Source organism: Carboxylicivirga sp., from assembly GCF_982718395.1.
On the sequence record NZ_CEXQWX010000182.1, the window covers coordinates 1 to 11,621 of the forward strand.

Genomic DNA, 11,621 nt, shown 5'->3' on the forward strand with positions numbered 1-11,621 from the left:
ATATGTCTTTGTTTAAGAATTGAAACTTAACGCTGTCGATTATTTCAGAATTAATCCGGTCAATATCTATTGATGTGGCATCCTGAGCAATTAACCTACCATCTTTGAACTCTGCATAAATATCTACTTCGATATTCTTGATATTTAACTTCTTGGCAAAATATGATTTTAAGATTGTGAATTCCGGCCTGATAGTATCATTGTCAATTGAAAATTCAATGAGTTCTCCGGTTTCTTTGTCAACATAGTTAAAAAGAACACAACCATAATGAAATTCTAAATCATCAAATTTGAGTTTTACTTTTTCTCTTATTTCATTAATTGTTGGTTGAGATTCTTGTTGATTGTCTATATCATCAAATAAAGAACGTAACTTTTCAAGCTTTCTATAATGTGCATTCCTTTTAAGGAACATCTTATTCAAGTACTCAATTTTGTAATCCCTGTAATCGTAAATAGTTGGTGTGACTTCAGAACGCTGAACTCGACCAATATACTGGATTATCTTACCTTTAAAGGAGAAAGGATAGGCAAGGAACAGCCGGGAAACATTTTGAATATCGCTTCCTTCGCCAAAGAATTGTCCGGTAGTTATTAAAACGTCATAGTTACCATCATTTAATATTTGCCATTTGTGGTTCCTGGAAGTTTTAGAATCTTCGCCACTTAACGTAACTGTTTCGTATTGTTGCTTAAGAAACTGGTTTATCGAATTGATATGCTCTTTCCGCTCAGTAATAATAACACATTTGTTCCCTTCGTTCAATTCAGCCTTAACATCGTTAATAATTAGGGTGTTTCTGGCTAAGTCGTGTATTAGGATCTGTGAAAGCGTTTCAAAAGGATCAGTTTTTGAATTAAAAGGGATATCAAGTTCGGTATTTCTTACAATAATTTTTGCTTGTTGTGTGTTATTACACTCTTTGGGTTCAACCTCACATATTGTATTGCCCAATTGTATAGATATTAGTTTATCCTCGGTGTGCTTGCGAAACGGCGTAGCTGTTAATCCATATAGGTAACACGTATTTAATTTATTGATGGTTTCAGCAAATGATTTAGCCGGAATGTGGTGGCATTCGTCAATTATTATTGTTCCAAAAGCATTTACTAAATCATTAGAAACCTCTTTGTCCAGTTTCTTTGCAAGAGATTGAATCATTGCCACCGTTATTACTTCACCAATTTTTAACTTTTCTTGTCCAATAAAGCCAATTTTGTGCTTTGGTATTCCTAAGAATGTTTGAATTCTATCGATCCATTGCTCTGCAATTTGTTTCCTATGTACAACAATTAACGCAGGTTGTTTCTTTTCTGCAATTAGTTTTAAACCAATAATGGTTTTACCACTACCCGGTGGAGAAACAATAATTCCAAAGTCTTTATTTATAGTAGCTTCGATTGCTTGCTTTTGATGTACTCTCAACTGAATATCGCATGAGTAGGATATTTCTTTACGCTTATTCCGCTTGTCAATAAATTCAAAGTCTATATTATTCTTTGTGCAAAACGTAATGAGTTTTCGTGCCATGCCTCGGGGTATCATGACTTCATCGTCATTTTCTTCAATAAAGTTGAAATACCGATCAATATTATGCGTGCTCTTACCAAGCTTTTTCTTTATGAAGTATTCGGTATTGGTGAAATTTAGTTCCTCTTTTAAAAAGTTAATCAAATCCCTGTTTATGCCTGATCTGTTAAGAATGATTTTATTTCTGATAGTAATGATTAATTTGCCCTTGGTTTTCTGCGTTGTTGATGAAACTGAAGCTTCACCGGATTTGTATTTTGATAATATTTGGTAGAATTTTTCTGAAGATAGACGTTTAACTTTCTCTAAGAACTGCCATTGGTTCTCAAATGTATTAAAGCTTGATGCATCTACAAAACAATTATTCCCCTGTTCTAATGTAAGTTTGTTAAAGGGAAGAGCAATTAAATTGCCAAAACCTTTACCGGAAAGATAATCCTGATTGGGGAATAGTCTGTCAAAACTTGAGTACTTATCAAATTCTGAGATGATTCCACATTCTTTCAATAATGCTATAAATACTTTCCTGGTTTCTATTGCCGGAAGTGGTTTTTCAAAGAATACCCAAACATGAGCGCCTTTGCCGGATCGTGAACGCTCTATATATGCGGGTATTTCGTATTCGTTACATTTATTTAGTAACAGGGTGCATTCTTCTTTCCAGTTTTCTTTATCAAAGTCAGCAACAATAAACCAAGAGGTGTTATCTTCTAAGAGAGGATAAATTCCAATAAATTGTTTTCCTTCAAGATGTAGTTTTATTTCATTGGAGGTAAGCCGCTTTCTTACTTTGTCATTAAAGTTGGCTAAAGTTCCTCCTCCAATTTTGTGTTGTTTATAAACGTATGGGTCATAACTGTATGCAGGCATATAACCTTTATTTTTTCCTTTCTCCCAACGGATTGCAAAAACATCTTTACGACACCTAAAGAGTTGTTGAATAAGTCTGATATGGAGGTTAATGCTACTCATTTGTGTTTTTATGGTTCATAAATTAACAAAGAAAATAATAATCTGTAGATTGATAATATTTTATTGTAGTAGCATTTTTTCCAAAGTGAATTATGAACTATTTTTTAATAGTGTTATATAAATATGTGGGCTAATATTTTAGCTATAAAATAAAAATATAGCTATATTTAGCTAATATTTTAACTGCATGTATTCGATAAATCCAACACCACACGAAATTGCTAAAGAACTGGCAAAGCGTCACAAAGCCTTACGCAAACAACTGAAGTTATCTCAGGCCAAAATCGCAGAACGTTCGGGTGTTTCCTTAGGTAGCCTAAAACGTTTTGAAACTACCGGGCAAATCTCTCTGGAATCGCTGCTTAAGTTAGCCCACCTGCTTAATAGACTCGAAGATTTTAAACCTGTTTTTCAATCAAGAGAAGATATAGGCAACATTGAGAGGCTTTTCACTTCTAAACCCTAAATACTGAATCTGTCATGGACAACATCAAAAATATTTTAGTGTCTTTAGATATTGAAGGCCAAATTCATGTGGTTGGTGAAATGGTAAGGGATAATCGAACGATCTACTTTCGGTATAACTCTGATTTTTTAAAATTAGGTCTTAATATCTCGCCTATCAAGCTACCTTTTAACAATGAAATAAATTCAACAGATACGGAGCCATTTGAAGGACTGTTTGGTGTTTTTAACGATTCTTTGCCGGATGGTTGGGGAAGGTTGTTGCTGGATCGCACACTTACTTCTAAAGGAGTGGATATGCAAAGTTTAACTCCATTGGAACGTTTGGCCTATGTTGGAGATAAGGGTATGGGAGCTTTATGTTATAAGCCACAGTTTGATGAAGATATTGCAATACCTTCAGAAATTGAACTAGATATGATAGCTCAGGAAATGAACCATATTTTAAAAGGAAGCGATTCGGATATTATTGATGAACTGTTTACCCTTGGTGGATCTTCAGGTGGAGCACGCCCTAAAATATTTGTCGGGTACAATAAACAGACCAATGAAATTATACACGGTTATCATCAATTAGCAGATAGTTTTGAAGATTGGCTGATTAAATTTCCATCGTCTTCTGATCCCAAAGAGATTGCTAACATTGAATATGCCTACCATAAGATGGCTTTAAATGCAGGACTCGAAATGAGCGAATGTAAATTATTTACAGGTCGGTCCGGGCAGTCTTATTTTGGTACTAAACGTTTTGATCGGGTTCAGGGCAAAAGAATCCATATGCACACGGCAAGCGGGTTGATGCACGATAACTTCAGAATGAGCACCATGGACTATGGTCATTTAATGGATTGCGCATTTCAGCTTGAAAAACATGTGGAAGCTTATGAAAAAGTTCTTCGCCTGGCTGCCTTTAATGTATTTGCCCACAACAGGGACGATCATAGTAAGAACTTTTCATTTTTAATGAATGCTAAAGGCAGTTGGAGTTTTGCTCCTGTTTATGATCTTACCTTTTCAAATTCGGCTTATGGTTTTCATAGCACCATGGTTGCCGGAGAAAGCAAGAACCCAGGTAGGAAACATCTCTTGAAGTTGGCTAAACATTTTGGAATAAAGAAACCGGAATTGATATTGGGAGAGGTACAAGAAGCTATTTGTCAGTGGAGTTCTATTGCTAAAGAATATGGAGTATCTCAATCGACTATTAAACGCATTGAGAAGGTAATGAATGAGGTAAATAAGAACGATTAAATTTCCTCCAAATGGGGGAAATTCCAAAAAAAGTTGAATAATAAATATCGCATATCAGGATATGCGATATTTACTTATAATGGCATTTAGGTATTTAATTAGTTTTCAATCTAAAAGTCCTTGTAAAGGTTAATACAAATCCTTGATCTTCTCCATATTCTTTTGAATCAAAGCTTCTGTTGTTCTGGCATAACGTTGCGTCATTTTAGTGCTGGAATGTCCTAAAGTCTTTGATACAACTTCCAATGGCATATCATTTTCTAAAGCAACTGTTGTGGCAAAGGTGTGTCGTGCTGTATGTGTTGATATGGGTTTGTTAATCCCACATATAGTCCCGATTTCCTTCAAATACGCATTCATCTTTTGATTACTCAAAACAGGAAGAACTCCATCCTTTTCAATAAGTTCCGGTTCATATTCATATTTTGCCATTAGTTTTTTTGCAGCTTCAATCACAAAGATAGTACTCATCTGGTCTGTTTTGGTGCGCTTTTTATGTATCCAGGTAATTCCATTTCCATCTGTTGTGATATGCTCGCGTTTTAATGACTTGGCATCGGAGAAGGCCAGTCCGGTAAAACAGCAGAATACAAAAACATCACGTACTTGTTTTAAACGTTCTATAGCTATTTCCTTATTGATAACAGTATCCAGCTCTTCTTTTGTAAGATATACAGCATCAACTGGTTTAAGTTTAAACTTGATGGTAGCAAAAGGATCTTTCTTTATCCAACCGTTAGCCAGGGCAATCCTGACTATCTTCTTAAAGTTTTTCAGGTATTTAATAGCTGTGTTATGGGCACAATTACGCTCTGTTTTTAAGTACAACTCATAATTGCGTACAAATTGATGGTTTAGGTCTTCCAGGGCCATGTCTTCACGTTTATACTGCCATCGGATAAAGTCTTTAGTATGTGTATAACATGTTTCGTAGCGTTGAACCGTATCAGGGGCAAAATCAATTCCAATAAGCTTCCTGGCATTGTCATTATGCTCTTGAAATACTTTTAATATAGTTCGTCTGATTTCTTTTTTGCCAATAAGTTTTTCCTGAACAATTCGCGCAGTGACCGTTTGGTTATCCAATATCATAAAGTCGATATAGGATAGGATTTTCTTTTGGTATTGGTCAACAAAATCATTGATCTCAACGGCTTCTTGTGTTCTGCCTTTAGCTTTTTCTTTTTTATCATCCCAAATTTTAGGGGAGACGTGCTTTTTGAGAGAAAACTCTGTTCTTTCCTTGTTAATAGTGATTCTTACGAAGATTGTTGCATCTCCGGTTTTGGTAAGTTTTGTTCTTTTAATGAAGAACAAGATTTTGACATGTTCAAGTCCACTCATAATGATAATTTTTAATGTTAAAATTATTTTTATGAGTTCATTTTCTAACGATTCAAAACCGAGTAATAGAGCGCAATACAGAGTATTTTTAACTGTCAATCGAGGACTTTTTTTTGAGCAAATTAAGTCCTCGATAAGTCCGCTCAAAAACTGCCTTTTTTTGCATCTTTTTGCAAAATATTGCGCATTAAAAAACCCTGTAAGTGTTGACTTACAGGGTTTTACTTTAAATTGCTTTCGCACTCAGCGGAGAGAGAGGGATTCGAACCCCCGGTACCTCGCGGTACAACGGTTTTCAAGACCGCCGCATTCGACCACTCTGCCATCTCTCCAATATTTTAGTATCTAGTCTGAAACCCCTGTGGTCATTAGTGTTTCAGTGTGTATCTCTTTTGATAACGGATGCAAAAGTAGGGTTTATTTTTAAACTGCAAAACAAAAAATGCTGAAAAAAAATACACCTGATTTTGTTCGAATTCTATCTTTTTAATTACTAGCTCAATACTGAAAGAAAAAACTTTACTTTATTACCATGATACTTATGGAATCACGCTAAGGAGCCAGGCATTTTTAAAATCGAATTCATCATTTGTCCTGAATTTATCCCGTATAATTCTAGCTTTAGAGGCGTCATCGGTGTTTTTGTATATATACACGTAATAGTAGTCTTTCTCAGTCAAGAAACCATAGTTATTCTCGTAGCCTTTTGCTTTGAGCTTATTACTATATTCATCAGCATTTTCCTTAGATAAAAAGGCACCAACCACCACATAATGACCAATATGCAATTCGTCCTGATGATTACCTTGATTAACCACCATAGTTTCAACAGGAACTGACATCATAATTTCCGGTTCATGATATTTGGGAGTCGAAACAACTGCAGGTGCAGGGCCCATACCTGTATCTACATCAGAAACAGGTTCTTCAACCTGTGTTTCGGTCGCTTCAGGAATTGGTTCTTCTACAATTTCTTCCTCAACTGGCTCCTCTGCCATTACCGGCGGGGGAGGTGGTGGAGTTTTGTCTTCTTTAATGCCCCTGGGTTCTTGTCTACGGCGGTTACCCACAACAAAGTTAATACCAATGCGGGCGTCTATTATAGAGGCGTCATCAGGTTTAATCAGATTGGTCAGACTCTCTGTGGTACCATATATTTGTAAGCCCCCAATATCCACAGAAGCACCAACACCAAGCATACTGATTTTACCATTTCTCATGCCCATATTAACTACCCCGTTAAAAATGCGGGCTGGTTTAAAGTTATAATAGGCAGCAAACTCTGGTTGAAGTATACCTTCCACCATTCGACCATATGCTTGCATACCAACATGGTTGTTTCTATAAAATTCATAGTTAACACCAACATTAGCACTGGCGGTTAGCGTTGAACGGAATTCTACTTCCTCAAACTCTTCTGGAGTAAAAAGAGCCTCCAGTTCGTCTATCTCATCCTGAAAAACATCACTATCATCGTCGTTGTCAATTACCTGTAGAATTTCAAAACCATCAAAGCTGTAGTCCACAGGGTTGAAACGATATTCTTTCGTATCTGATTTCCAGTTGATATAACCTAAATCATTTACTGCGGCAGATATTGATAAACGATCTGTTATCTGATAATTGGCTCCAAAATCAATTCCCCAACCAGTGTTCTTATTTTTACCAGGTAAAGTGTTGGTGAGTAACTCAACCATATCGTTGTCAGAATCGAAAAAAGATTCGCCTGCTGTAAAAGCACTAAACCCTCTGTGATTGATGTAAATTTGGTCTTGCGATGTTCGTGCAATACCATTTATTGCTTCACTTTCAGAGGCAGCAATACCCATCAGGTATTTAATGCGTAAGCCCAGGGTTAATTTATTACCAAATTCACGTGCATATCCCAATGCTATTTCATGATATGCATTTTGTTTGATGACCATTTTATCAAGAGCAAGGTCTTTATTAAAGATTGCTTCATTGCCATTTCCCATGATTGCCAGGGTAGCAATATCTCCAGAATAAGTGAATAATGAGCTAACACGTTCATTGAATGCCAAACTAAAGAAATTCTTATCGAAATTCACTCCAAAAAACAGAAGTTGTACATCACTGTTAAGGCTCAGGTAATTTTGGTCTTTCAAACTACTGGCAATTTTATCAAAATCCAGTTCGTAATTACCATCGCTATTGGAACTAAAGAGGTTGTTAAAAGTTAACTGATCACCATTAAATGAGAGGTGAGTAGAAGATATGACAGGTAATCCAAACATAATTCCGTAATCTGTTCGAAATGCTGGATTTAGCTGATGAGCTTGTGGTACTGTTTTATTTAAATTATAAAGCGAAAACTCGCCTTGTGACCAAACCGTTGATGTTAACATCAGAACAGCAGCCAGTAATAATATTTTTTTCATCATGTATGATTTAGCTGGTTAGATGTTAAAAATCAAGATTGAATTTGGTTTGTGCTGAAAGTTTGATGTTCAGCTTATTTTTCTCGAAGAACTTAACTGATTGTGCAGGTGAATCTGGTGTGTTAAGTATAGCTACTAATCGAATTCTGTCAGCTTTTTCGATTTTTGCCAGACGAGTGCGATCCAGTACAAAACTTTCTTCAACGTTGGTTGGGTTGTCCACATTTCCCTCTGAATCCGATATAGCTGCTGATAAAAGAAGTTCTTTATTGTAGATCAAGCTGTCTACAACATTATTAGCCTCATCAACAAAATAGGCCTGAATCCGGGCATCAACAGGTAGCGTATTGTAACCACTGACATGTACTATACCATTATCCACATCCTCTGCAAAGCTTCCATCAAAGTCATAGATTTCCGACATCAGTAATCGGTTGATATACCCATTTAGTGGAACTTCAGTAATAACATCAACCATGATGCGGGAGGTATCTGTGACAAAATGAGTATCATTATTACTATCGGGATTAACTGTTCCGGTAACAGCATACCTGATGCTATCGGATTGAAAGGCAATAATATCTGGTAGGTTGGAATTCGTTTCATCTATGGTTAACTCAGTATTGTTATAATTACCGGGAACAGAGGGGTGTAGCAGGTTAATTGGCGTTGATGTAATATCGCCTGTGAGGTTAATGCTTCCTTTGGTTCGTGACTCGGCAATGATATACTCAATATTTGCTTGGATGGGTGCGCCAATACTATTACGGAAAGTTAAATGAAATGCCGGTTCAGCAACATAGAAATCGCCTTGGGTGATTTCATCACTAAAACCTATTCTAAAATGCTCTTCATCAGCCGTGATAGATCTGTTGGTCAGGTTTCCTTCTAATAACTCAAATGATAGGTTATTAATGGATATATCCGCGTTAAATCCATCGCTGGCACTGATACCTTGCCCTTCATAGTGCAGTTGTATTTCAGATGAATAAACGAATTGGTTGGATTTTGTATTACCCTCTGAAAGATCTAGCTGATAGCCAGACAGGTCGATATCATTGTTAAAACTTTGACTGGTTGTATTTGTCCAGTCATATACAAGTTCAAGTTCTTGGCCATCTTTAATTAATGAATGAAAAACAATGGTTATGCCTCCCGTAGCAGGTACTGTACCATTTAAACTAAGCGACAAATTTCCTTCCTTAAGATTAACCCGGTAAAGATTGTCATCTTCATTAGTGGTTAGGGTATTACGATGAACGGTATTAATAGTAGTGTCTAGGGATACACCAGGAATTGAGGGTAAATCTATTCCAAGTTCAATGCGATCGTTAAAGTCAAAACCATCGAAGGTAATAAGTTCTTGCGCCGTTTGTGAAACAATAGGTGGTTGTTGGTAAATAAGCGTGGTAACTCCTTCGCTATTGGCTTCTACAGTCAGGTTTTCTTGAGATAGCTCATTTGCCAGGTCACCCATAGTGAAATCTCCGTTGATCAGCGGTACAGCCAATTCGGGGTTCCAATTGGATGAATCAATTTTATTAAGCTTATCTGATAGCTCATTAAAGCATGCTGATGCCAGTAATAAACACAATACACCAATAGCAATGTGTAGTTTTTTCATAGATATAAGAATTATTCAACTCTGTTAATCGGTTTCTTATTAAAACCGGTTTTCATTTTTTTGGGTAGTGTTACGACTTGTATGCGTAAGGGTTACAGTGTAACAAATCTTTATGTTATTGAATTTTAGTACGGTATGGTCGAACGAGCAAAAACAACATATAAAAAATGAGACTTATCTACTTGATAAATCTCATTCAATATTTTTAATTAAAGCAGATTTAACTTACTCACCAATCTTAATTAGTTCAACCTCAAATATTAAAGCTGAATAAGGAGGAATAACCTGACCAGCTCCTCGTTCCCCATATGCCAATTCATAAGGGATATAGAAATTACACTTTCCACCTTCTTTCATTAATTGTAATCCTTCAGTCCAACCAGGAATAACACGATTTAATGGAAAAGAAATAGGTTCACCACCTTCTGAACTATCAAATACCTCACCATTGATGAGTGACCCCTTGTAATGCACAGTAACAAGGTCTGTAGCTCCGGGTGAAGCACCGGTTCCCTCTTCAATCACTTTATATTGTAAACCGCTGTTGGTTACTTTAACGCCTTCTTTTTTTGCATTTTCCGCAAGGAAGTCAATACCTACCTGTGCTTTGCCTATCGCAATGATCTTACTGGCTTCGTCAAGTGTAATTTGTTCATTTTTCATCATCGCTTCACGCACTCCGGCAGCTACTATATCGGAACTTAAACCATTTTCAGACGAGATTTCACGAGCCATCATTATTCCATAACTGTAGCTAATGCTATCAGCTTTCGAATTGATTTTAACCGGTGCATTTGGAGTGGAACATGCCTGAGGTAATAACAATGTTGCTATTGCAAAAATGCCAAATATACTATTCTTTAAAATGTTTTTCATATGTCTAAAATTAACTTTGTTGTGATATGTTGAATGAACCCTCCAATAAATTTTAATTATTCAGTATTTTAAGAATATTGTAAATTCATGATTGATCCATATGTTTAGTTTTGTGGCTTCGAAATTAGTATTTGTTTTCGAAATTCAAAGCTTACTTTGTTAACCTAATATTAAGAAAATAGCAGGTCGTTTATTAATATCAGGGAGCTTACTTTTCCATTGGGCAATTGTTTTTGTCTGAATAAACTCAGTCTCCAGAGTAATGTCACAGGCAATACAAAGTTGTGTTTGCGGTCGGCAGGCTTGCAGTAGCTCCTGCAGTAACTTAATATTTCGATATGGAGCCTCGATGAATAATTGGGTTTGCTTTTCCCGAATAGAACGATCTTCCAGGTGTTTAATAAATTTACCAACTTCTCCCTTTTTAAGAGGCAAATAACCATTAAACGCAAAGCTTTGGCCATTAAGACCTGAAGCCATAACCGAAAGCAGGATAGAGGAGGGACCAACTAAAGGTATTACCCTGATTTTTTTATCATGTGCCAGTTTTACCACATCAGCACCTGGGTCTGCAACCCCAGGACAACCTGCTTCAGATAAAAGGCCCAGATTTTTTCCATCGAATGCCGGTTTTAGATAATCAGGAATATCGTTCGGATTAGTGTGTTTATCCAGTACATAAAATGTCAAATCATCAATCTCAATAGATTTATCTACTTTTTTCAGAAAACGACGTGCAGATCTAATGTTTTCTACCACATAATGTTTGATAGAGCGAATGATTTCAATCGTTTCTTTTGGTAAGTTGCGTTCTATTGGACTATCACCAAGTGTGTTGGGAATTAAATATAATTGGCCTTTCATTATGTGTTGTAAAGTTGCTTTGTGTTGATAATTACAATGAGTGCAAAAGTACATAAATGGGCTAGTCAGTTCCAAATGGATTATATCATGTTTTTAATGTAGAATAATTCTAAATAAAATTTATAAGTTTGCCCGCCTTAATACCAATAACACTTTTAGCGTTTATAGATGCAGTTTATTACTAGTTTAGTACGAAATCGGAATTTTGTTTTAGTCTTTGCTGTTATAATGGGGCTCATTATGGGAACTTATGCAACAGATATCAAAGCGTATACCATACATATATTGGCAATTG

At 36.1% G+C, this 11,621-nt stretch carries 8 protein-coding genes and 1 tRNA gene; 2 read left to right on the forward strand and 7 right to left on the reverse strand.

Going from position 1 to position 11,621, the window contains the following annotated elements; genetic code table 11:
- Positions 1–2,503 (reverse strand): TOTE conflict system archaeo-eukaryotic primase domain-containing protein (locus tag AC4MRQ_RS22060; protein ID WP_491199893.1); only part of this gene is annotated, 2,503 nt, incomplete at its 3' end.
- Positions 2,504–2,690: 187 nt separating this feature from the next.
- On the opposite strand from AC4MRQ_RS22060, the gene AC4MRQ_RS22065 reads away from it, so the two are divergent.
- Positions 2,691–2,969 (forward strand): helix-turn-helix domain-containing protein, encoded by a 279-nt coding sequence (locus tag AC4MRQ_RS22065; protein WP_491199894.1) that lies wholly within the window; start codon positions 2,691–2,693, stop codon positions 2,967–2,969.
- A 14-nt stretch (positions 2,970–2,983) separates the two neighbouring features.
- Entirely contained in the window at positions 2,984–4,219 is a 1,236-nt protein-coding gene (locus tag AC4MRQ_RS22070) for a type II toxin-antitoxin system HipA family toxin (protein ID WP_491199895.1), read from the forward strand.
- Positions 4,220–4,348: 129 nt separating this feature from the next.
- Here the strand turns inward: AC4MRQ_RS22070 and AC4MRQ_RS22075 are convergent, their stop codons facing one another.
- The 6 genes from AC4MRQ_RS22075 to AC4MRQ_RS22100 all read right to left on the reverse strand — a co-directional run bounded on the left by AC4MRQ_RS22075 (position 4,349) and on the right by AC4MRQ_RS22100 (position 11,326).
- Positions 4,349–5,563, reverse strand: a complete 1,215-nt coding sequence (locus AC4MRQ_RS22075; RefSeq protein ID WP_491199896.1) for a phage integrase SAM-like domain-containing protein — start codon at positions 5,561–5,563, stop codon at positions 4,349–4,351.
- A 247-nt stretch (positions 5,564–5,810) separates the two neighbouring features.
- Positions 5,811–5,895, reverse strand: a tRNA-Ser gene (locus tag AC4MRQ_RS22080).
- 207 nt (positions 5,896–6,102) lie between these two features.
- Positions 6,103–7,962: a DUF5723 family protein gene (locus AC4MRQ_RS22085; protein ID WP_491199897.1), complete on the reverse strand. Its 1,860-nt coding sequence runs from the start codon at positions 7,960–7,962 to the stop codon at positions 6,103–6,105.
- A gap of 25 nt (positions 7,963–7,987) precedes the next feature.
- Entirely contained in the window at positions 7,988–9,586 is a 1,599-nt protein-coding gene (locus tag AC4MRQ_RS22090) for a hypothetical protein (RefSeq protein ID WP_491199898.1), read from the reverse strand.
- A gap of 225 nt (positions 9,587–9,811) precedes the next feature.
- Entirely contained in the window at positions 9,812–10,462 is a 651-nt protein-coding gene (gene bamJ / locus AC4MRQ_RS22095; protein ID WP_491199899.1) for a BamJ family beta-barrel-assembly machinery protein, read from the reverse strand.
- A gap of 159 nt (positions 10,463–10,621) precedes the next feature.
- Positions 10,622–11,326 carry an SAM-dependent methyltransferase gene (locus tag AC4MRQ_RS22100; RefSeq protein WP_491199900.1) on the reverse strand — a complete coding sequence of 235 codons (705 nt, stop codon included), beginning with the start codon at positions 11,324–11,326 and terminating at the stop codon, positions 10,622–10,624.
- Between the last annotated feature and the right edge of the window lie 295 nt (positions 11,327–11,621).

Coding starts and splice junctions, on each gene's coding strand:
- AC4MRQ_RS22090 (WP_491199898.1), bottom strand. CDS start 9,586: ATGAAAAAACTACACATTGCTATTGGTGTATTGTGTTTATTACTGGCA.
- AC4MRQ_RS22070 (WP_491199895.1), top strand. CDS start 2,984: ATGGACAACATCAAAAATATTTTAGTGTCTTTAGATATTGAAGGCCAA.
- AC4MRQ_RS22075 (WP_491199896.1), bottom strand. CDS start 5,563: ATGAGTGGACTTGAACATGTCAAAATCTTGTTCTTCATTAAAAGAACA.
- AC4MRQ_RS22085 (WP_491199897.1), bottom strand. CDS start 7,962: ATGAAAAAAATATTATTACTGGCTGCTGTTCTGATGTTAACATCAACG.
- AC4MRQ_RS22065 (WP_491199894.1), top strand. CDS start 2,691: ATGTATTCGATAAATCCAACACCACACGAAATTGCTAAAGAACTGGCA.
- bamJ (WP_491199899.1), bottom strand. CDS start 10,462: ATGAAAAACATTTTAAAGAATAGTATATTTGGCATTTTTGCAATAGCA.
- AC4MRQ_RS22100 (WP_491199900.1), bottom strand. CDS start 11,326: ATGAAAGGCCAATTATATTTAATTCCCAACACACTTGGTGATAGTCCA.